18 protein-coding genes are annotated in these 22,834 nt (G+C 55.9%); 12 read left to right on the top strand and 6 right to left on the bottom strand.

The window, feature by feature from the left end; genetic code table 11:
• Positions 1 to 8: 8 nt before the first annotated feature.
• Genes KP705_RS05660 through KP705_RS05670 form a run of 3 tightly spaced genes read left to right on the top strand, consistent with a single transcriptional unit; the run spans position 9 to position 4,062 of the window.
• Complete coding sequence (locus KP705_RS05660; protein WP_215764161.1) at positions 9 to 479, top strand: DUF2497 domain-containing protein; 471 nt, start codon at positions 9 to 11, stop codon at positions 477 to 479.
• Positions 480 to 524: 45 nt separating this feature from the next.
• Entirely contained in the window at positions 525 to 3,191 is a 2,667-nt protein-coding gene (locus tag KP705_RS05665) for a valine--tRNA ligase (protein ID WP_215764162.1), read from the top strand.
• A complete protein-coding gene (locus KP705_RS05670; RefSeq protein ID WP_252348256.1) occupies positions 3,148 to 4,062 on the top strand; it encodes a hypothetical protein in 915 nt (304 codons plus the stop codon). The genes KP705_RS05665 and KP705_RS05670 overlap by 44 nt, the downstream gene beginning before the upstream one ends.
• Here KP705_RS05670 and ilvD read toward each other — a convergent pair.
• Positions 4,040 to 5,896, bottom strand: a complete 1,857-nt coding sequence (gene ilvD / locus KP705_RS05675; protein WP_215764163.1) for a dihydroxy-acid dehydratase — start codon at positions 5,894 to 5,896, stop codon at positions 4,040 to 4,042. The two genes, KP705_RS05670 and ilvD, sit on opposite strands and share 23 nt — an antisense overlap.
• A 153-nt stretch (positions 5,897 to 6,049) precedes the next feature.
• Between ilvD and KP705_RS05680 the strand changes: the two genes are divergently transcribed.
• Together KP705_RS05680 and msrA are read left to right on the top strand one after the other, a co-directional pair.
• Positions 6,050 to 7,981: a CocE/NonD family hydrolase gene (locus KP705_RS05680; RefSeq protein WP_215764164.1), complete on the top strand. Its 1,932-nt coding sequence runs from the start codon at positions 6,050 to 6,052 to the stop codon at positions 7,979 to 7,981.
• Between the two features lie 50 nt (positions 7,982 to 8,031).
• Positions 8,032 to 8,574, top strand: a complete 543-nt coding sequence (gene msrA, locus KP705_RS05685) for a peptide-methionine (S)-S-oxide reductase MsrA (RefSeq protein WP_046901514.1) — start codon at positions 8,032 to 8,034, stop codon at positions 8,572 to 8,574.
• A 37-nt stretch (positions 8,575 to 8,611) separates the two neighbouring features.
• Here the strand turns inward: msrA and KP705_RS05690 are convergent, their stop codons facing one another.
• From KP705_RS05690 to KP705_RS05710, 5 genes are all read right to left on the bottom strand, one after another.
• Entirely contained in the window at positions 8,612 to 9,925 is a 1,314-nt protein-coding gene (locus KP705_RS05690) for an AAA-associated domain-containing protein (RefSeq protein WP_046901513.1), read from the bottom strand.
• Complete coding sequence (locus KP705_RS05695; protein WP_215764165.1) at positions 9,922 to 11,568, bottom strand: ABC transporter permease subunit; 1,647 nt, start codon at positions 11,566 to 11,568, stop codon at positions 9,922 to 9,924. The genes KP705_RS05690 and KP705_RS05695 overlap by 4 nt, the downstream gene beginning before the upstream one ends.
• Before the next feature lie 90 nt (positions 11,569 to 11,658).
• A complete protein-coding gene (gene dut, locus KP705_RS05700; RefSeq protein WP_064273230.1) occupies positions 11,659 to 12,114 on the bottom strand; it encodes a dUTP diphosphatase in 456 nt (151 codons plus the stop codon).
• A gap of 23 nt (positions 12,115 to 12,137) precedes the next feature.
• Positions 12,138 to 13,328 carry a bifunctional phosphopantothenoylcysteine decarboxylase/phosphopantothenate--cysteine ligase CoaBC gene (gene coaBC, locus KP705_RS05705; RefSeq protein ID WP_215764166.1) on the bottom strand — a complete coding sequence of 397 codons (1,191 nt, stop codon included), beginning with the start codon at positions 13,326 to 13,328 and terminating at the stop codon, positions 12,138 to 12,140.
• A gap of 3 nt (positions 13,329 to 13,331) precedes the next feature.
• A complete protein-coding gene (locus KP705_RS05710; protein WP_064273224.1) occupies positions 13,332 to 14,120 on the bottom strand; it encodes a class I SAM-dependent methyltransferase in 789 nt (262 codons plus the stop codon).
• A gap of 30 nt (positions 14,121 to 14,150) precedes the next feature.
• On the opposite strand from KP705_RS05710, the gene mutM reads away from it, so the two are divergent.
• The 7 genes from mutM (at position 14,151) to KP705_RS05745 (ending at position 22,778) form a co-directional block, all read left to right on the top strand.
• The gene (gene mutM, locus KP705_RS05715; protein ID WP_215764167.1) at positions 14,151 to 14,984 is read left to right on the top strand and encodes a bifunctional DNA-formamidopyrimidine glycosylase/DNA-(apurinic or apyrimidinic site) lyase; all 834 of its coding nucleotides are present in this window, start codon (positions 14,151 to 14,153) and stop codon (positions 14,982 to 14,984) included.
• A gap of 124 nt (positions 14,985 to 15,108) precedes the next feature.
• On the top strand, positions 15,109 to 15,378 hold the full coding sequence (gene rpsT / locus KP705_RS05720) for a 30S ribosomal protein S20 (protein ID WP_046901507.1): 270 nt from the start codon (positions 15,109 to 15,111) through the stop codon (positions 15,376 to 15,378).
• A gap of 314 nt (positions 15,379 to 15,692) precedes the next feature.
• Positions 15,693 to 17,108, top strand: coding sequence for a chromosomal replication initiator protein DnaA (gene dnaA / locus KP705_RS05725; protein ID WP_046901506.1), 1,416 nt, complete (start codon positions 15,693 to 15,695; stop codon positions 17,106 to 17,108).
• 96 nt (positions 17,109 to 17,204) lie between these two features.
• Entirely contained in the window at positions 17,205 to 18,329 is a 1,125-nt protein-coding gene (dnaN, locus tag KP705_RS05730; RefSeq protein WP_046901505.1) for a DNA polymerase III subunit beta, read from the top strand.
• Between the two features lie 10 nt (positions 18,330 to 18,339).
• Entirely contained in the window at positions 18,340 to 19,443 is a 1,104-nt protein-coding gene (recF, locus tag KP705_RS05735; RefSeq protein WP_046901504.1) for a DNA replication/repair protein RecF, read from the top strand.
• Positions 19,444 to 19,525: 82 nt separating this feature from the next.
• Positions 19,526 to 21,970, top strand: a complete 2,445-nt coding sequence (gyrB, locus tag KP705_RS05740) for a DNA topoisomerase (ATP-hydrolyzing) subunit B (RefSeq protein ID WP_215764168.1) — start codon at positions 19,526 to 19,528, stop codon at positions 21,968 to 21,970.
• Positions 21,960 to 22,778, top strand: coding sequence for a DUF3108 domain-containing protein (locus KP705_RS05745; protein ID WP_215764169.1), 819 nt, complete (start codon positions 21,960 to 21,962; stop codon positions 22,776 to 22,778). Before gyrB ends, KP705_RS05745 begins: the two co-directional genes overlap by 11 nt.
• The last annotated feature ends 56 nt before the right edge of the window (positions 22,779 to 22,834 follow it).

A 22,834-nucleotide genomic window follows, 5' to 3' on the forward strand; every position in this document is an offset into this window, starting at 1 on the left:
CATACGTCATGACCTCTCCATCTCCGGAGCCGCAGCGTGGTTCCGCTGACAATACAATCGACACCGTCTTAAGCTCGATCCGTCGGATCCTGAATGACGACAAGACTTTGAGCAAAACAATGGAGAGCACACTCGTGACGTCAGCTATCGAAAATGACGAACTGACCCTTGAACCATCCATGATGGTGTCGCCTGCAAAAACAGAGCCCGGCAACTCAGCGCCGCAGGATGATCTCATGGGCGCACAAACCATTGCTGCTGCAGAGCATTCACTCAATGACCTGCAAACCGCATTCAGCAGTAACGGAAAATCAATCCCGTCCGATACCGTCGTGAGCGGAAGCAGCGGCATGACGATTGAAGACATGGTTCGCACCGAAGTGCGCTCCATGGTACGGACATGGCTGGATGCTCACCTGCCTTCGCTTGTAGAAATTCTGGTGCGCGCCGAGATTGCGCGCCTGCGCCCGAATAACTGACTACCGTCTTTTACCAACATTTGCCGCTGAACTTTCTGGATTATCATGCTCGAAAAAAGTTTTGTTCCCGCTGATCATGAAACGTCTCTCTACGAAAGCTGGGAGAACAACGGGGCTTTCCGTGCCGACCCGAGTGCACCGGGAACGCCATTTTCGATCATGTTTCCGCCACCAAATGTCACGGGCACACTGCATCTAGGCCATGCCCTGACATTTACGTTGCAGGACATTCTGATCCGCTGGAAGCGTCAGGAGGGCTACAATGTCCTGTGGCAGCCAGGAACTGACCACGCGGGTATCGCCACGCAAATGGTTGTCGAACGCTCGCTCGATAAAGAAGGCGTCAGCAGAACCGCTTTAGGTCGCGAAGGCTTTCTTGAGCGGGTGTGGGAGTGGAAAGAGCAGTCCGGCGGGGAGATCGTCCAGCAGCTTCGCAAACTTGGTGCTTCGGCAGACTGGGACCGCGAGCGCTTCACCATGGACGAGGGGCTTTCACGCGCCGTCCGCAAGGTCTTTGTACAGTTACACCAGGAAGGGATCATTTATCGTGATCGCCGACTGGTAAACTGGGATCCAAACTTCCGTTCCGCGATTTCCGACCTTGAAGTTGAGAACCGTGAAACCAAAGGATCCATGTGGTACATCCGTTATCCGCTCGAGGACGGACGTACGATAACGGTTGCAACCACGCGCCCTGAAACGATGCTGGCAGACGTTGCCGTTGCCGTTCATCCTGAAGATGAACGCTACGCCGACATGGTGGGCAAGTTTGTCACGCTCCCGCTAACGGGTCGCCGTATTCCTGTTGTGGCAGATCTCTATTCCGACCCTGAAAAGGGAACCGGCGCCGTAAAAATTACGCCTGCTCACGACTTCAATGACTTTGAAGTGGGCAAAAGACACAATCTGTCTGCGCCCACGATGCTGGATGAAACAGCCCATATCTGGCTCGACGAAATCCGTGCCGAACTGGCTGAGATCGACGGCCTGTCGTCAGTAGCGTTTGTGGAATCGCTTGCTGGCCTAAGTCGGGAAGAAGGACGCAAACGCATTGTCGCTGAACTCGAACGTCTCGAGTGGCTTGAAAAAATTGAACCACATAAGCTTCAGGTCCCTTATGCCGAGCGCGGTGGCGCGGTTGTCGAACCGCGCCTGACCCTGCAGTGGTACTGCGATGCAAAAAAGCTTTCAGGCCCAGCAGTAGAGGCCGTGGAAAGTGGTAAAATCGTTTTTGAGCCAAGACAGTGGCAGAATACGTTCTTTGCTTGGATGCGAGACATTCAGCCATGGTGCATCAGCCGCCAGCTCTGGTGGGGGCATCGTATTCCGGCTTGGTATGGCCCTGACGGCAGTGTTTATGTCGCTAATACAGAAGCTGAGGCCCAGGCCCAGGCCGGCGATGGCGTTCCACTAACGCAGGACGAAGATGTTCTCGACACGTGGTTCAGCTCTGGCCTTTGGCCCTTCACAACTCTCGGCTGGCCGGACAAAACGCCCGAGCTTACTCACTATTACCCGACGAGCGTCCTCGTCACGGGCTTCGATATTATCTTCTTCTGGGTCGCCCGGATGATGATGATGGGCCTGCATTTCATGGACGACGTGCCTTTCCGAACGGTCCTGATCCACGGCCTTGTCAGGGACGAAAAAGGGCAAAAAATGTCCAAGTCCAAAGGTAATGGACTGGACCCTCTGGATCTGATTGCAGAGTTTGGTGCTGATGCAACCCGTCTGGCAATCTGTGCAGGCACAGGCCCAGGACGCGACATCAAGCTCGGTCGCAAGCGCGTTGAAGAGCATCGTGCATTCGTCACAAAACTCTGGAACGCGTCCCGTTTCCTTGAAATGAATGGCGCACGGCCCGTAGAGGGCTTCGATCCAGCGAGCGTCCAAAGCAGTCTGGGGCGCTGGATCCTCTCTGAAGCAAACACCTCCATTGCGGATGCACAGCAGGCACTCTCGAACTATCGGTTCGATGAGTACGCTAACTGCTGCTATCGTTTCGTGTGGAGTTGTTTCTGCGACTGGTTCGTAGAGTTTTCCAAACCCGTTTTCGCGGCAGAAAATGACGAAACCATCGAACTTCGCGCGGTCAGTGCCCATGTTTTAGGACTGATTCTGCGCCTCATGCAGCCTGTGACACCATTTGTAACAGCTACACTTTGGAAAGAACTGGGCTATTCCGGTGACTTCACAGCAATTCGCTGGCCGGAAAAAATGCCGGTACAGAACGCTGAAGAAGCCCGTGCAGAACTGGATTGGGTCGTACGTCTGATCAGCGAACTTCGTACGCTTCGCTCTGAGATGAATATCCCCCCAGCACAGAAAGCACCGCTGATTTTCCGCGATGTTTCGCCTGAAAACCTTACTCGTGCAAAAACATGGGCAGAAGCTATTGGCCGCATGGCACGCGTCTCGGACGTTGATGTTTTCCAAGGCGAAATTCCCAAAAACGCCGCTCAAATCGTTCTTGATGAAGCGACGATCTTTATCCCGCTGGAGGGCCTGATCGATCTCGATGCAGAACGGGGACGTCTTGCAAAAGAGATCAGCAAGAACGACAGTGAGATCATCAAGGTCCGTCGCAAACTGGACAACGCTGATTTTGTTGCACGTGCAAAGCCGGAAGTGGTTGAAGAAAACCGTCAGCGCCTTGAAACCTTCGAGCATGATCTCGAACGCCTCAAAGCTGCACTTGCGCGGCTTGGCTAAGCCTCCCAAGCTTTTCCTGATTGCCCTGGCAATGATGCTTTCCCAAACATCAATTGCCAGGGCCACAGAACTTCCTGTCGGACCCAGCTCCCAGAAAGCCATTCTGTATGGTCGGTCGCTGGATATTGACGCGTTCCGACCTTCCGGTTGTCGTTTACGGGCTATCCTGTTCGTATTGGCGGCAAAAGACCGTGATAACGAGGCATACCGCGATCAAAGCATTCCACTTGCACGCGCTGTCTGCGGGGTGATCTTTTCACCGTCGTTTCCCCTCAAGCAGTTTCCAACCTGGCAATATCAGCGCGGCGGCTTTCCCGTACGGCAAAACGAAATCCCAGCAGCGACATTGATCAAACCCATGGAACAATGGGCCTGGGAGGAAACCCAGCAGCCTGATCTTCCTATTATTCTGATTGGTCACTCAGCTGGCGCGCAGTTTTTGGACCGCGTGGCAGCATATGCTCCGGCTAATGAGGTCGAAATCATTCTCATGAACCCGGCAACATACGTGGAGCCAGAAACCGACAGTCCAGTCCCTTATGGGTTCAATGGCTGGCCGGAGAATACTCAGCAGCAATCCATTAAACGTTATTTGGCTGAACATCTCACCATCCTGCTTGGCTCGGACGATGTGGAGACTACTCTCGAGGCAGGCCGCATTGCCCAAGCCATGGGACAAGGCCGCAACCGCCTGGAGAGAGGGCAGTGGGCCTATGCCCAAGCCAGAGAAGAAGCCTACAGGCTTGACGTCCCTTTTAACTGGGACATCGATATCGTGCCCAACACAGGGCATGACGGGCCCAAAATGCTGGCCTCTCCCGAGTTGAGAGAGGCCGTAGAGCGCGTGATCAGCCGCGTGTCTTCACAATAATCTGAGACAGATCACGGACAGCACCGTTGGCAGCGCTTGTTGTCATCGCCGCATATGCCTGCAGAGCGCGGGATACGACACGCGTACGGTTCGGCTTCCAGGCATTTTCGCCACGGCCATTCATGGCTTCACGGCGGCTCGAGATTTCCGCATCTGAAATATCAAGACGCATCGTCCGGTTTGGAATGTCGATCACGATGCGATCACCATCTTCTACCAAGCCGATCACACCGCCTTCAGCAGCCTCCGGCGAGACATGCCCAATGGAGAGGCCTGAGCTACCACCCGAGAAACGGCCATCCGTCACCAGAGCGCAGACTTCAGCCAGCCCTTTGGATTTCAGATAGCTGGTCGGATACAGCATTTCCTGCATCCCTGGACCACCGCGCGGCCCCTCGTAGCGAATAACAACGACATCGCCAGCAACGATCTTGTTTCCAAGAACAGCGGCAACAGCATCATCCTGACTTTCAAACACGCGAGCCGTACCCGTGAAGGTCAGAATGTCTTTGGCCACGCTGGCCGTTTTCACAATCGCGCCGTCTTCCGCGAGGTTGCCGTACAGAACGGCCAGCCCACCATCCTGCGAGAAGGCATGAGCACGGCTTCGCAGGACGCCATTTTCACGATCCGTATCCAGTTCATGGTACTGGCTGGACTGTGAGAAGGCATGCACGGTGCGCACTCCACCAGGAGCGGCCTTGAACATTTTAACCGCTTCATCGCCGCCGTTCATGATGTCCCACTTCTGAAGGGCATCGGCCAATGTGGAAGCATGAACGGTTGGAAGAGATGTTTGCAACAGGCCTGCACGATCGAGTTCGCCCAAGATGGCTGGAACACCACCCGCACGATGCACGTCTTCCATGTGAACGTCTGCTTTGGCAGGCGCAACTTTGCAAAGATGCGGTACCTTGCGGGACAGACGATCAATGTCTGCCATGTGGAAATCCACTTCACCTTCACGGGCGGCAGCCAGCAAATGCAGTACGGTGTTCGTTGATCCACCCATGGCAATATCCAGCGCCATGGCATTTTCAAACGCACTCCGGGTTGCGATGCTGCGCGGCAGCACGGAAGCATCGTCCTGCTCATACCAGCGACGTGCGAGCTCAACTGACAAACGACCGGCCCTCAGGAAGAGATCGCGACGGTCAGCGTGGGTTGCCAGCAGAGACCCGTTACCAGGCAGCGCAAGACCTAGCGCTTCCACAAGGCAATTCATGGAATTGGCCGTAAACATACCAGAGCATGAGCCACAGGTCGGGCAAGCTGAGCGCTCGATCTGTTCGGATTCACTGTCCGTCACGTTCGGGTTCGCCGCAGCAACCATCGAATCTACAAGGTCCAGCTTGCGCTCAATACCTGGGCCATTGAGCTTGCCCGCTTCCATGGGGCCACCAGACACGAACACAACAGGAATGTTCAGTCGCAGGGAGGCCATCAGCATACCCGGCGTGATCTTGTCGCAGTTGCTGATGCAGACAATGGCATCCGCACAGTGCGCGTTCACCATATACTCAACGGAGTCAGCAATCAGCTCTCGTGAGGGCAGGGAATACAGCATTCCGCCGTGTCCCATGGCGATGCCGTCATCCACAGCGATCGTGTTGAATTCTTTAGCGACGCCACCGGCTTCCTCAATGGCGGAAGCCACGAGAGAGCCCATGTCTTTCAGATGCACATGCCCAGGAACAAACTGGGTAAAAGAGTTGGCGATCGCGATAATAGGCTTTCCGAAGTCACCGTCCTTCATCCCCGTTGCGCGCCAGAGCGCACGCGCGCCAGCCATGTTGCGGCCATGGGTCGTGGTACGGGAACGATAGGCAGGCATCAGAATAGAACTTTCATATCAGAAGGAGCCATGCTCCATAACGAATCAAACAAAAAAAGACCAGCGCAGGAAAGATATGAAAAGCATTCTCTCCCGCTCTTGCTAGATGGGAACACACAAGGCCAAAATCCATCCAAAGATCAGGAGCCTTTTGTGAAACGTTATCTTCTCAGCCTTGGAACGGCTCTTTCCATTGCCTGTATCCCTGCCGCACTGGCTGCCCCGGCATCTGCTGGACCCGCCGTAACGCCAGACATGATCCAGACCGGAAACGACATTCCAGCTCATGCCGCCCTGCCAACTGATCAGCAGGACTACATCAAGCGTGACATCATGATTCCCATGCGGGACGGAGTGAAGCTCCATACCGTGATTGTCATTCCCAAGGGAGCAAAAAACGCACCAATCCTGCTCACGCGCACACCCTATCATGCCAGTGAGCGCCTGAACCGAATTCCCAACGCGCCAACCATGCGTGAAATTTGCCCTCAGGGCGATGGGGTCTTCGTCGAGGAAGGATATATCCGCGTTTTCCAGGATATTCGTGGAAAGTACGGGTCTCAGGGCGACTACATCATGACCCGCCCGCCGATCGGCCCCCTCAATCCAACCAAGACAGACGATACCACCGATGCGTGGGACACGATCGACTGGCTTGTGAAAAACCTTCCAGAAAGCAACGGCCGCGTTGGCATGACTGGCTCTTCGTATGAAGGTTGGACCGTTGTGATGGCATTGCTGGACCCGCATCCAGCCCTCAAAGTAGCCGCTCCGGAAAGCCCGATGGTAGATGGCTGGATGGGTGACGACTGGTTCCACTACGGCGCGTTCCGTCAGCCTGGTCTTGACTATTTCACCATGCAGATGAGCGAAGCCGGCGAGGGGCCGACAATTCCTCGTGCAGATGCTGACGATTACACCAATTTCCTGCAGGCTGGCTCAACAGGGGCATTTGCGACCAAAGCAGGGCTGAACCAGTATCCGTGGTGGAACCGCCTGAAAGCACACCCATCCTACGATGCATTTTGGCAGGAACAGGCGCTTGACCGGATCCTTGTCCGTAAGCCTCTAAAGGTCCCGACAATCTGGGAACAGGGCCTGTGGGATCAGGAAGACATGTGGGGGGCGATCCATTCCTGGATGAACCTCAAGGCTCACCACACACAGGTCCCGAATGTTCTCGTCATGGGACCATGGCGCCATAGTGGCGTTAATTATGACGGATCGACGCTGGGTCCACTGCACTTTGAAGGTGACACGGCGCTTTGGTACCGCTCCAACGTCATGCGGCCATTCTTCGATCATTATCTGAAGGATGGCGCGGACCCGCATCTTGATGAAGCGATTATCTACAACACGGGCGAAAACCACTGGGATCATTTCCGCAACTGGCTCGCAGAGTGTGACACGACCTGCATGATGCGTGGGGAGCGTCTGTATCTTCAGCCTGACCACGGCCTGTCATTCAAGCGGACGCTGCCGGGAACGGATGCTTATATCTCTGATCCCGCCCATCCTGTTCCTTTCATGCCGCGCCCCTACAACGCAGGGGATTCACGCTGGAAAGCATGGCTTGTTACGGACCAGCGCTTTGCCGAGAGCCGCCCGGACGTTCTGACTTACGAAACTCCCGTTCTGGACGCGCCCGTCCGCGTGTCAGGCGTCCCGACCGCCGATATTTTTGCTTCCACGACCGGCACGGACGCCGACTGGGTTGTAAAAATTATCGACGTACAGCCTGGCGTTACGCCGGATCGTCCGGAAATGGGCGGGTATGAGCTTCCAGTTTCGATGGACATCTTCCGTGGGCGCTATCGCAATGACTTCGCGCACCCATCGGCCATACCCGCAGGACAGATTCAGGAATACAAGTTCACGCTGCCGGCGGTGAACCATGTTTTCCAGAAGGGCCATCGGATTCAAATCCAGATCCAGTCCAGCTGGTTCCCGCTTTATGACCGCAATCCGCAAAGCTTCGTTCAGAATATCTTCGACGCGAAGGCATCGGACTATCACTCTGCAACCCAGACCATTCATCGCGGTGGCAATGCTGCAAGCGCAATCTGGTTACCAGTGGTGAAATAAGGAAGAGGCCTCCCCATATGGGGAGGCTATCGTCTCAGGAGACTCAGTTTATGAGTGCACACTCTTCCATTCTTCTTGGTGCAGGCTGTTTCTGGTGCGTGGAAGCCGTCTATACCGGCCTGCGCGGCATCATCTCGGCAGACCCGGGATACGCAGGCGGTCATGTCGATAATCCGTCCTACGAAGCTGTTTGTACCGGGAATACCGGACACGCAGAAGTCGTGAAGGTCGTGTTTGATCCAGCGGAAATTTCTCTGGCCGATGTCCTGCGGGTCTTTTTCACGACCCATGACCCCACGCAGCTCAATCGGCAGGGCAATGACGTCGGGACGCAGTATCGTTCTGTTATTTTCGGAGACGCGGACCAACAGCGTGTTGCACAGGAGGTAAAGGCCGAGATCACTGCAGAGCAAATCTGGCCCGCACCGATTGTCACGTCTATTGAAGGTCCGGCGCATTTCTGGCGCGCCGAAGAAAAGCACCTCGACTATTTCGCCCGCAATCCGGAAACAGCCTATTGTGCGGCTGTTGTCGCGCCCAAGGTTGCCAAGGCGCGCAAGCTATACCGGGACCGTCTCAAGACACCGGCCTAAAGGGTTTTCTGCTTCTGCTGAAGGGCAGAAGCAGATCCTATTCTTCCGTTTCCAGATGGAAGCGGTCTGACTCTTCATCATAGTCGAACAGTTCAGCATACCGTGCCCAGCCGATAGCTGTTGTCAGTGTCTGCTGGGCATAATCGGGAGACATGTTCTCTTCGAGAGCTTTGCGAAAGCGATTGGCATCCACCACGTGGTTCGGCCGCTCATCCAACGTGCTTCGAATAACGCGAAGGAGCGGCAGATAATGCAGGAGCGCCGTGCGCATAATATCCCTGCGGGCATCGGCGTCTCCCTCGACGAATGATCGCCCATCATCCGTGAGAAGAATGTCTCCGTCTTCCAGTTCTGCAAGATCAAGCAGTTGCAGGGACTCTCCCAGTGGCAGAAGATCATCGAGCGTCATCTGCAAACGCTGACCAAGTTCCGGAAGATCAGCACGTCCTGAAAGCGGCTCTCCGCTCAGAACTTCCATAAGGCCAACCAGCACTTCAATCTGAAGGTCTGGCAATACAATGGACAGAGGCGGCAACGCGGCAGCTGACACACCAACCGTAGTATCGACTTCCGAAACGATCGGCGCGCGTCGCGTCATAAGGGTGTAGATCTGATCCACGAAGCTCCGAAAATCAGCGCCTTCTCGATTCCGCGGATGAGGGAATGGAACGGAAATTTCGTGCGTCACCCGCCCTGGGCTGGACGAGAAAATCAGGATCCGGTCACACATCAGCACGGCTTCTTCAATGCCATGCGTCGCGAGTATCATCGCATTGAGCGACGAGAGGCGTTTCTCGGCCCAGAGTTCAATCAGGTCCGTTCTTAGATTTTCCGCACTCAGAACATCGAGGGCAGAAAAGGGCTCATCCAGCATAAGAAGAGAAGGTTGAAGCGCCAGTGCCCGTGCAAACGAGGCACGTTGGCTGAGAGCTTCAGACAACTCCTTGGGATAGGCGTTTTCGTATCCCTCAAGCCCCATGACCTCAATTGCGGCACTGGCACGCACCTCCCGCTCAGACCGTGACAGACGCTGCGCTTCCAGCCCCAGCAACACATTCTGTCGAAGGGTCAGCCATGGAAACATCGCGCCCGACTGAAAAACTGTCGCCACCTTTTCCAGTGGGCCAGCTACCGGCTTGCCTTCCCAATAGACCTTTCCCTCTACAGGAGGCGTTTGTCCGGACATAATCCGCAGGAGGGAAGACTTTCCGGAACCAGACCGGCCAAGAAGCCCAAGGATTTCACCAGGACGCACATCGAAACTGACCTGATCAAGCACCACAAGATCAGCATTGCTGTCCTTCTGGTAAATCTGTCGGCAGTCCTGAAGGCTAAGCAGGGAATAGATCATCGGATTGCATATTTCTGTGCGGCGTAAACCGCGAGGGGCTGAAGAACAAGACGATCAAGCAGCATGGAAAGAAGCGTAAGAAGCATAAGAATAACGATCTGTGCGCCGATTTGCCCCTGAAGCATATCGGCCAGCAGCGTCGCACCCAGTCCGCTATCAGAAGGCACAAACGCCTCAGCCACCATCACGGCATCCCAGATCGGAACAGCGGCCAAAAGCAGGCCACCACACAGATCAGGTGCAATGGCTGGTAAGATCAGGCGCTTCCACAGCAGAACGCCTTTAAGCCGCAGTCCTCGCGCAACCTGCCTGAATGGCGCCGGAATAGCCTGAATGGCGTCAAGTACCGTCCCACCCGTGAGCCAATGGGCACCGAGGAACAGAAGAACAGCGGTGGGAACGACATCCAGCCCACGGAAGGCAGGATAAAGAAGAACGGCCGGGAAAAGCGACCCTGCCAGAATAATCATCCTACTGACCCGAAAAATACCAGCCCCAGCATCAAAGAAAAACAGAGCCAGCGGTAACCAGAGCATGATGCAGAGGATAAGAGCCCCGCAAACATGCAGAAGCGTCAGAACACTCTCAAGCACATCATAGGGCAGACGCGCCGCCAGATGGCTCTGCGCAACGGCGACACCCAGAAAGAGCAGGGAGGCCGCAGGAACAAGCCAGCCAGGCACCGGCAGGGATTTCGGGGAGGAGGGTTGAACGTAGCGCATCGTCCGACCGATCCGGCAGTTACCGATCCCGCTAATGAGCGTGTGCAAACTCACGCTAACACCGTTCAAAAGACCTGTTTCTCTCCAGAACTGAAGCATCCAGGAGTGCGTACGTTTTTTCTGTGGCTGAGGACCATCCAGCCTGTACCGCTGCGCCCATCCGGTCATAGGCCTGATCAGACACTGGTCCATGATCACGATCAGAAGAACCGCGCAGACTCCAGCTTCCAGAAACCAGCTCAGATGATGGGTTTCAAGCGCGACCAGCGCCTGCGCCCCGCACCCTCCGACGTCACGCCGCATCAGTAGGGTCATAAGACCCTCCACACACAGCAGGCGAAACCATAACCCCGGAATGGCCTGCACAGCACGGAACGTCACCAGTGGAATGGCAACCGGAACCTGCAACCGCCAGAAGTGCTGCCAGCCCGTCATACGCAGGCCTGTGGCGACTTCTTCAAGCTCGGCTGGAAGCGTGTCCTGGGCGTCAAGAAGAGCCGTCAGAACACGCCAGATCATATTGAAGGCCGTTGCCGCTACAATCACGACAAGGGGAGGAAACAATAGAAGTAAAAGCCCCGTCAGGCCAAGCCCCGGAACAGCGCGTGCAACAGAGAGTGCAGGCACCAGAATACTGCGAAACCGTGGAAACTGTCGCGCCGTACCTGCCAACACGAGCGACACAACAACAACTGTCGTCAGAGCCAGAACCGCGTGGAAAACAGTCCAGACGACTTCCTGCCAGATCGGGAATGCCGGCTTGAGTGGCAAGGGCAAGGTGCCTGGCACCCAGACCGCGCTCTTCAGCAGGAAAAGACACAGACCCGTCATGGCAAACAGAATGGATAACTCTACGCCACTCATACGCTGTCGCCAGCGATGCATGACGCGAATGGGCATGGCCAGCGGGCTGCCCGTCATGATGACTGTTGTCCTCCCGGTTTCATGATGACCGAGAGTAAGGAAGGTTCTTCCGGAGGCTCAAGTGTTTTCTGCATATCCCGAAATGTCTCAGTGGCCTGTGCTGCCAAAACCGCGTGCACCGCGATCCGTTTCATCGAGAGAAGAAACTTCCTGCCACTTCAAATGGGAAACCGGTGCCAAAACCCCCTGAGCAATGCGGGTGCCACGCTCTACCGTGAAGGGCTCACTCCCGGCATTCATGACAATAATGCCAATTTCCCCGCGATAATCTTCATCAATCGTGCCAGGAGAATTCGGGAGTGTAATGCCGTGCTTCAGGGCCAGGCCAGACCGAGGGCGGATTTGAAGTTCGTAGGCAGAGGGCAGGGCAATGCATAACCCTGTGGGAACAAGTGCACGACCACCCGGTGCGATGACAATCGGTTCTGCAATCGCAGCAACAAAGTCGAAACCAGCAGCACCAGAGGTGGCGTAAGCTGGCAGAGGCAGCCCCTCGGAATGAGGAAGGCGTGTAATCCGTACATCAATAAGATCGGTCATCATGGGGCCTTTCTTATCTTGGATTTTCAGGGGATTGAAGAGACGAGGACGTCAGAAATCCGCTGTACCAGTTTCCCGGCAACCTGAGACTTGTCCATTTCAGGCCAGGTTTCGATGCCCGTCTCAGTGATCAGGCTGACCAAATTTCTGTCTGCTCCAAAGACACCGCGACGCACATCGTTGGCCACCAGCCAGTCACACCCCTTGCGCTGACGCTTGGCAACAGCATTTTCGAGCACGTCATCAGTCTCAGCGGCGAAGCCGACGATCAGTTTCGGCCTATTTGCCAGTCGACAGAGAGTTGCAAGGATATCCGGGTTTTCAACCAGTTCTAGAACTGGCGGTCCCTCACTGGTCTTCTTGATTTTGCCCTGAGCCGCTGCCTTTGCGCGCCAGTCACTGACCGCGGCGGTGCAAACGGCAATTTCGGCAGGAAGCGCGGCTTCACATGCCCCTAACATCTCACGTGCTGTCTGAACCTTTACACAGACGACACCTGCCGGGACAGGTAGAGTAACCGGACCACTGACAAGTGTTACTTTTGCGCCTCGCGCAGCAAGAGCGGCGGCAATCGCATAGCCCTGCTTGCCAGAAGAGTGATTGGAGAGAAACCGAACAGGATCCAGAGGTTCAACTGTTGGCCCCGCAGTAACAAGCGCATGCCTGCCGTCCAAGGAATGATCGGACGCCAGCGCCTCCAGAATTGCGTCCCGAATGACGTCAGGTTGGCTCAGACGGCCCGGACCAAACTCCCCACACGCCATACTGCCTTCATCGGGACCTACAACCCGCACACCACGCTTTTTGAGAAGGGCGAGGTTGGCCTGTGTCGCGGGATGCTCCCACATGCGCACATTCATGGCAGGAGCCAGCAGTATAGGCGTCGTGGTGGCTAAAAGGAGCGTTGTGGCCAGATCATCGGCCATGCCATGCGCCATACGGGCCAAGAGATTGGCTGTAGCCGGACAGACCACAACAAGATCTGCGCTGCGCGCCAGAGCGATATGGCCAATCTCGCTCTCCTGCGTGGGAGCAAAGAGCGCATCATGCACCTGCTCCCCCGACAGAGCTTCAAGGCTAAGAGGTGTAATGAACGCTTTTGCCGCATCCGTCATAACCGGCGTCACGGAGACATTGTCTGCCTTCAACAGACGCACCAGCTCCAGCGCCCGATAAGCAGCAATGCCTCCGCCAACAATCAGCAGAACGCGGCGCATCAATTACAGACGCCAACCGGAGTGGATGGCAGCAATACCGCCAGACAGGTTGCGATACTGAACACGCTCCAATCCTGCATTCCGCATCATCTGAGCAAGTGTTTCCTGGTCCGGGAACATACGGATGCTCTCAGCAAGATACTGGTAGCTCTCAGCGTCCTTGGCGATCAACTGCCCCATCTTCGGGAGAACCTTGAAAGACCACGTATCATAGACAGGCGAGAGAGCCGCAATTTCGACACGAGAGAATTCAAGACAGAAGAAGCGTCCACCTGGCTTCAGAACACGACGCGCTTCACGAAGCACTGCATCCTTGTCCGTGCAGTTCCGCAGACCAAAAGCAATGGTCACGCGATCAACAGAACAATCGGGCAGGGGAATCGCTTCGGCGTCGACGACGCACACTTCAATCTGGCCAATCAGACCAGCCTTGATTGCGCGATCACGCCCTACGGACAACATCGCCGAGTTGATGTCAGAGAGAATGGCCGGGCCACCGCCCGCACGCAGCCAGCCGAATGTAATGTCACCTGTACCACCAGCCAGATCCAGCAGCTTCATGTTCGGACGGGCACCGAGCATGCCCACGAAAATCCGCTTCCAGACGCGATGGATCCCCAGCGACATGACATCATTCATGATGTCATATTTGCCAGCGACGCTCTCGAACACCTCCCTGACCATGGTCTTCTTCTGGTTCCGCGGGACATTGCGGTAACCAAAATCCGTGGTGTCTCCGGTCTGCTCGGAAGACGGGAAGGGCGGGACGTTATGTTCAGCGCTATCGGTCATGGGGCAATCGATATATCTTTGTGACCAGTCATGCCAGAGCTTCCAGAAGTCGAAACCGTCATGCGTGGGTTCCAGGATGCCTTTCAGGGGCAGAGGATCCGTCACGTTACTGTCAACCGCCCGGACCTGAGGTGGCCATTTCCCTTGGATCTCCGGGAAAGGCTTGAAGGGCAGACCGTGCTCTCCTTTCATCGTCGCGCAAAGTATATCCTGATGCGCGTCGAGAACGGATGGAGCATGATGCTGCATCTGGGAATGTCCGGCAGACTGCTCCTTGGGCAGTCTGGCATGAATACGACTCCGCCAAAACATGAGCACCTTGTCCTGCAAACGGAAAACGGAGCACGCGCTGGCCTTGTTGACCCACGCAGGTTCGGCATGGTGGATGTGGTTCCCACACATCAGGAAAACGCACATCGCCTTCTGAGCAGCTTGGGAATCGAGCCTTTATCCGCGAATATGACTGGCACGTATCTTCATACGGTCATGCAGGGTCGCCGCACGCCGATCAAAACAGCGCTTCTGGACCAGAAGCTGATTGTGGGCCTCGGCAATATTTATGTGTGTGAGGCACTGTTCCGAAGCCATATCCATCCCGCACGCGCTGCCACAACGCTGACAGAGGCAGAAGCCGACAGCCTTGCGAATGCCATTCGAACTGTTCTGGAAGAGGCCATCGCGTCAGGAGGCTCCTCTTTAAGAGACTACGTTCAGGCTGACGGTACGAAAGGGGGATTTCAGGATCTCCACCTTGTTTATGGGCGGGAAGGCGAGGCATGCCGCCACTGTGGGGCAGGCTCCATCATTTCACGCATCACCCAGGCGGGGCGCTCCACATTTTTCTGTGCAAACTGCCAGAAATAGTGGCCTCCGCCCCATTGCCGGCAGTGTGTATAAAATGTGTAAAACGCTTGACGCCGCCGCTCATGACGGGTAGAGGGCGCCAATCATTTTCCGCGACAAGACCGCTAACTGAACCGAAAGATCCATGGCAAATACAGCTTCTGCCCGTAAGCGCATCCGTCAAAACGAACGTCGCCGCGAGCGCAACGTCGCCCGCATGTCCCGTATGCGTACCTTCATCAAGAAGGTCGAACAGGCCATCCAGTCCGGCGACAAGACGGCTGCTGCCGAAGCATACAAGGTTGCACAGCCTGAAATGCAGCGCGCTGCCGGTAAGGGTGTCGTTGCAAAGAACACGATCAGCCGCAAGCTGTCTCGTCTTTCTGCCCGCATCAAGTCTCTCGCCACGGCCTGAGACCCTTTGCAGGGTTTGAACTGAAGAACGCGCTCTCTCACGGGAGCGCGTTCTTTTTTGACTATATGGCAACACCCCTCTGCAGCACTTCTGAACCTTTCGTGTTCCAGCTTGCTTCGGTCTGACCAGAAGCCTATCCTGTCAGATCAAGTCAGTGCCAGAGGCTCTGTTTTCTCCGGGAAGCGTCAGCTTTTTCTGAAGCGCCATGCAGCTTGTGTGGTCACTTCCCGTTGAGGACGTATTCACCCTGCGCGCAGGGAATCAAGACAGACGCCCCGCAAGTCCCGGGGCCGAAATGAAAGGGGGTACCATAGGTGGAAAACGCTCAGTATCTGGACGCCAGCGCCTCCGCCCCCGGCTCGTCGAGCCCGCTGGAAACTTCCTGGCACAGGGTTCGCGAGAAACTGAAGGGCGAGGTCGGTGAAGTCGAATACCGCACCTGGCTTCGTCAGATCGTTCTTGGCCCACTGGAGGATGGTGAACTCATCCTTTATCTGCCGACGCGCTTTCTGAGAGACTGGGTTCGCAGCCAATACGAAGAGCGTCTCCAGACCCTGTGGCGCACCGAACGACAGGACGTGCAGGGCATTGAACTGCAGGTCAAACGCGGCCTTCCCGAGGTCCTTCCATCAGTTGAGACGGACGGTGACAGCGTCATCGAGGAAGTGACAGCGCAGGTTGCGACCAGTCATGAGGTTCGCAGCGACCTTGCTGTTCCGCTGGACCCACGCTTTTCTTTCGATACGTTCATCGTCGGCAAGCCAAATGAGTTTGCCTATGCCTGTGCACGTCGTGTGGCCGAAAAACCATCCAGCCCCGGTTTTAATCCGCTCTTCCTGTATGGTGGCGTCGGCCTCGGCAAAACGCATCTTATGCATGCCATTGGGTCTGAACTGACGAAGACGGGCAATGTCTCGGTTGCCTATATGTCAGCTGAGAAGTTCATGTACCGCTTCATCGCGGCGATCCGCTCGCAGTCCACCATGGAGTTCAAGGAACAGCTTCGTTCCGTGGACGTCCTGATGATCGACGATCTTCAGTTCTTGATCGGCAAGGATAATACGCAGGAAGAGTTCTTCCACACGTTCAACGCCCTTGTTGATGCCGGACGTCAGATCATCGTCAGCGCAGATAAAAGCCCATCCGATCTGTCGGGGCTTGAAGACCGCCTGAGAACGCGGCTCGGCTGCGGCATGGTCGCAGATATTCATGCCACCACCTTTGAATTGCGTATTTCCATTCTGGAAGCCAAGGCGAAAGCCTCAGGCACGCATGTTCCCTCAAAAGTGCTTGAGTATCTCGCCCACAAGATCACATCGAACGTTCGTGAGCTTGAAGGCGCACTGAATCGCCTTGTCGCACACGCCGATCTGGTCGGGCGCCCTGTCACACTGGATACGACGCAGGATGTCCTCAAGGACATGCTGAAAGCGCATGACCGTCGCGTCACAATCGAGGAAATCCAGCGCAAGGTTGCCGAGCACTGGAATATCCGCCTGACGGACATGTCTTCTGCGCGCCGTGCACGTGCTGTTGCTCGCCCACGGCAGGTGGCAATGTTCCTCGCAAAGCAGCTGACAAGCCGCTCTCTTCCCGAGATCGGACGCAAGTTTGGCAATCGTGATCACACAACCGTCATGCATGCGGTCAATCGCGTTGGTGAACTGATGGAGCAGGATCCGTCCTTTGCAGAAGACGTCGAACTTCTGCGCCGGATGCTTGAAGGCTAAGGAAGACGACAAGTCGCCTTCGGTGCCTTTCACCGGAGGCGGCTGTCTGCTAAGAAACGGCAAAACTTAAAGATTGCCGACCCAGGGAAAAAAACGATGAAATTCAAGGTTGACCGCACCCTGCTGCAACGGGCCCTGGCGCATATTCATGGCGTTGCAGAAAAGCGGAACACCATTCCCATTCTGGCGAATGTTCTTTTGTCTTATGAAGGCGATGTGCTTCGCCTCACGGCCACGGATATGGAAATTGCGGTCGTCGAAGACGTTCCGGCAGCAGGTGAGCGTCTAGGTTCCACCACAGTCCCCGCAGCCGTGCTTTTCGAAATTGTACGCAAGCTGCCAGACGGCGTGGAAATCGAGTTCGATCATCCGGAGAGCGACGCGCCTCTCGCACTGCGTGCAGGCCGTTATGCGACGAGCCTCAACGTTCTTCCAGTTGATGATTTCCCGGCCATGGTTGCTGGCGATCTCCCGCACCGCTTCCGTATTCCTGCGGGAACGCTACGCGGCCTGATCGACCGGACGAAATTTGCTATTTCCAACGAAGAAACGCGTTATTACCTGAACGGCATCTATCTGCACGTTACGGAAAGCGGCGCCATCCCGATGCTCCGCGCCGTCGCAACGGATGGACATCGCCTTGCGCGCGTCGAGACCGAACTTCCGGAAGGCGCACGTGGCATGCCGGGCGTTATCATCCCGCGCAAGACCGTTGCTGAACTTCGCAAGCTGCTGGACGAGGGCGCTGCGGATCTGGAGGTTTCCCTTTCAGATACACGCATTCAGTTCCAAGCTGGCCCTGTCCTGCTGACGTCCAAGCTGATTGACGGCACGTTCCCGGAATATGAGCGCGTGATCCCCAAGGGCAATGACCGCATCCTGCGCATCACGAAGAAGGATTTCGCAGCCGCAGTAGGTCGCGTTGCTGCCATCAGCCAGGAGCGCTCCCGCCCAGTCAAGCTCTCTGTCACGCACAACATGCTGACATTGTCGGCCATCAGCCCCGATCAGGGCGTGGCACAGGAAGAGTTGGACGACAGCACGGTCACGTATGACGCGCCTCCGATCGAAATTGGCTTTCAGGCGCGGTACCTGACGGACATTACGGATCAGATCGATGTTGAAGTCGAGTTTGCTTTCGCAGATAGCTCAGCTCCAACGCTGGTTCGTGACACAGCATCACCTTCTGCATTGTATGTTCTGATGCCGATGCGGGTCTGATCGGTCCGCATTGAGACTAACGCGCCTTGCCCTGACGGATTTCCGGAATTACCGGCACTCCGTCTGGAAGCCTGAGACAAATATCTCCGTTCTGACCGGCCAGAATGGCTCTGGAAAGACCAATCTTCTGGAAGCCGTTTCGCTTCTGGCTCCTGGACGAGGCCTGCGAGGCGCACCTCTTCAAGCGCTGTGCCGCACAAATGCCGATCACTGGGGCGTTGCAGCAACGCTCTCTCATGGGATCGACCAGACTATTCTTGGGACTGGAGCAAACCTCTCCGAGAACGGCCGGCGTTCATTTCGGCTTGATGGCTCTTCCGTTCGGTCTCAGGCAGAAATTGCTCAAATCTTTTCCTGCGTCTGGCTAACGCCACAGATGGATCGGATTTTTCTTGAAGGCGCGGGCGGCAGGCGGCGCTTCCTTGACCGCCTGGTCATGGCACTTTCTCCGGATCATGCCCGGCAAATGACCGCTCACGAGCGATCAGTTTCCAGTCGTAACCGCTTGCTGTCAGAAAGACCGGACGAGGGGCTCTGGCTCACGTCGCTGGAAGATTCCATTGCCCGGCATGCGGTCGCCGCATCAGCCGCTCGGCTGGCGCTTGTGGAAAGCATGAACACTCACCCCTTCGACAGTTCCGATTTTCCAAAAAGCCGCCTGCATCTTGACTGCGCCATTACGCAGCAACTGATGATCAGCCCTGCTTTGCAGGTGGAAGACTGGTTGCGGGCGAAGTTAAGGGACAGTCGGCGGGAAGACCGCCTTAAAGGCAGTACATCTTTGGGTGCTCATAAGGCGGATTTTCTTCTTTTTGATCAGACCACAGGACGGTCTGCAGAACTCTCAAGCAGCGGGCAGCAAAAAGCCATGCTTTTGGGGGTCGTTCTGTGCCATGCTGCACTGATCGAACAGAGCAGGGGCGACGCACCTGCCATTTTGCTGGATGAACCGCTTCTTCATCTGGATGAGCCCAGACGGGACGCGCTTCTGTCCAGTCTTAGCAAGCTGAAAACGCCGGTTCTCCTCACCGGAACAGATCCTGATCCGTTTTCCAGCCTGATTGAAAAAGCAGGCTTTTTCAGCGTGCAGGATGGCCATATCCAGCCCGCATGATGTGTGTGCTCTGGCCTCACGGCCTGTGACACGCTATAGTCATACAACAGTTTTTCAGAGTTCCACGGAGACCGCCTCGCGCATGTCAGAGACCCAGAACCAGCCGGAGATTCCAGGCGCAGACGGTGACGATTACGGCGCCTCCTCGATCTCGGTACTGAAGGGACTGGACGCTGTCCGCAAACGCCCCGGCATGTATATCGGTGACACGGATGATGGCTCCGGCCTGCACCACATGGTGTTCGAAATCATCGATAATGCCGTTGACGAAGCCCAGGCCGGACACGCCACCCGTTGCATCCTGACACTCAACGGAGACGGCTCCGTTTCCGTTCGTGATGACGGCCGCGGCATCCCAACAGACATGCACGAGGAAGAGGGCATCAGCGCCGCTGAAGTCGTGCTGACCAAGCTGCATGCTGGCGGCAAGTTCAACCAGAATTCCTATAAGGTTTCCGGCGGTCTGCATGGCGTGGGCGCAGCTGTGGTGAATGCTCTGTCCGAATGGATGGAAGTTCGCATCTGGCGGAATGGCCTGGAGCACAAAATCCGCTTCCAGCACGGTGAACGCGATGAAGCCCTGACGGTTGTAGGACCGTCAGACGAGCCACGCGGCACATTAGTGACCTTCAAGCCAAGCAAGCAGACCTTCACGAAGGTCGATTTCGAGCTTTCCATTCTGGAACGTCGTGTTCGCGAACTGGCATTCCTGAATTCCGGGCTGGAAATTATTTTGCGCGATGAGCGTCACGCTGAAAGCAAGGAACTTCGGTTCTTCTACGAAGGCGGCCTGAGTGCTTTCGCGGAATGGCTTGATGCTTCCAAGACGTCCATTGTTAACCCGCCAATCACGGGCCTCATTGACCATACTGAAAGCGGTATCCGCGTCGAGTTCGCTCTGACGTGGAACGACAGTTATCACGAGACAATGCTGTGCTTCACCAACAACATTCCGCAGAGAGACGGCGGCACACATCTGGCTGGCTTCCGTCAGGCATTGACGCGTGTTGTTGGCAAGTATGCGGAAAGCGTTGCCAAGCGTGAAGCAGGGTCGCTGACGGGTGAGGACATGCGTGAAGGCATGACCGCCATCCTGTCCGTCAAGGTTCCGGACCCGAAGTTCTCGTCCCAGACGAAGGACAAGCTGGTATCGTCCGAGGTTCAGCCGGTCGTTCATGCAACGGCAGCTGACTCGATTTCGCATTGGTTTGAGACGCACCCCAAGGAAGCCAAGGCGATTGTCGCCAAGATCATTGACGCAGCCAGCGCCCGTGAGGCTGCCCGTCGTGCGCGTGAACTGACGCGCCGTAAGGGTGTGCTCGACGTTTCTTCGCTGCCTGGCAAGCTGGCTGACTGTCAGGAGCGTGATGCGTCCAAAGCAGAAATCTTCATCGTTGAGGGTGACTCTGCAGGTGGCACAGCCAAGCAGGGACGTGACCGTCGCTTCCAGGCCATCCTACCGCTGCGCGGCAAGATCCTGAACGTTGAGCGCGCCCGTTTCGACAGAATGCTTGGGTCTGCCGAAATTGGTACACTTATCACGGCGCTCGGTACGGGCATTGGTCGTGGTGAAGTCGATCAGGGTGGCTTTTCGGCTGCCAAGCTGCGCTACCACAAGATCGTCATCATGACAGACGCTGACGTGGACGGTTCCCACATTCGGACGCTGCTTCTGACGTTCTTCTTCCGCCAGATGCCCGAACTGATCGAACAGGGATATCTTTATATCGCCCAGCCGCCACTCTATCGAGCCAAGCGTGGCCAGGAAGAGCGTTATCTGAAGGATGATGCTGCGTTGGAGCAGTATCTGCTCGACAAGGCCCTGGCAAATGCTTCGCTACGCTTCGGTGACGGCCTTGAGCTCACAGGAGAAGAACTTCGTGAAGAAGTCCGCTTCCTGATTGCAGCGGCACAGAACCTGAAGAATATCGCAACCAAAATTCCTGTTTGGATTTTGGAGCAGGCGGCTGTATCCCGCGTGCTTGATATTGATCCAGCAGCGATCAGCGATCGTATTCCAGAGTTCCAGCGCCACCTGGAAGAAGCGTCGCCTGCCAATGAACGTGGTTGGAAAGTTTCACTGTCCAGCACGGGTATTGAATGTGCCCGCTCAGTTCGTGGCGTCAGCGAGATCTACCGTCTGGAGCAGAGTATTTTAAAATCTGCTGAAGCACGCTGGCTTGCTTCGGAAGGCGAGCGTCTGGCCCGTGACTTCATGACGCCAGCCATACTTCGTCTGGACACGCAGGAGTATCCGCTGTTTGGCCCGTCCAACGTCATGGACCGGATTTTTGCTCAGGGTCGTCGTGGCCTGACAATCAACCGGTTCAAGGGCCTTGGCGAAATGAATGATGAGCAGCTCTGGCACACAACACTTGATCCTTCGACCCGTACTTTGCTGCAGGTCAAGGTTGGCGATGTGGAAGAGGCTGGCCAGGTGTTCTCCACACTGATGGGCGATGTGGTTGAGCCACGCCGAGACTTCATCGTGGGTAATGCCCTCAAGGTTGCCAACCTTGACGTTTAAGGGCCTTCGCGCGCTGGCCGCAGCAGGAATGTTGTTGGCTGGCCTCGCGCCTACAGCTCATGCGGCCGGACAGGTCAACACAACGTTCGCCATTTATATGCGCGGACTTCATGTGCTTGACGCAGATGCCTCATATCAGATCGAACCTTGGGGCTACGGCGGAACGACGCATATCAGACCGGCAGGCCTGATCAGCTGGTTCGTGACGATGGATATTCATTCCCGCGTCGAGGGCGACTTCGTTCCGGGCGGGAATGTCAAACCCATCCGTTATGACAGTGGAGGGTTATCCCGGGGCCAACATCGGCGTGTTTTGCTGACCTACAATGGCAACACACCGCATGTAGACATTCTGGAGCCTGCTGAGACAGACCGCGATCCCATTCCGGACAGCGATCTCCCCCATACCATTGATACGCTCAGTGGAATGGCACGACTTCTTGAAACCCTGACCCAGACGAAAAGCTGTGAGGGATCTGGCGTTATTTTTGATGGGCTTCGTCTGACAAAAATGACGGTGCATGGTCCCATTACATCTGACATTCCTCAAAGTCATAAGCAGGCCTATTCCGGCCCGGCGCTTCGCTGCGACTTTGTCGGGCAACAGATTGCAGGCTTTGTAAAAGACTCTCCAAATCGCTCGAAAATGGCCGCGCCACAGCCAGGGTCAGCCTGGTTCAAAGAGATCGATGGTGTTGGACTTGTCCCAGTGCGGATCGAATTCAATCATCCCAAGCTTGGGCACGTCACTGTTGTCATGCAACAGCCACTTCCACCGTCAAAATCCACAGCCGTCCTTTCGCAATAAATGGCAATCGGAAGTGATGGAGCCTAACTCAACCATCGTTTGACGGATTGGCGTGG

The organism is Gluconobacter sp. P1D12_c (assembly GCF_018812105.1).
Classification (GTDB): domain Bacteria; phylum Pseudomonadota; class Alphaproteobacteria; order Acetobacterales; family Acetobacteraceae; genus Gluconobacter; species Gluconobacter oxydans_A.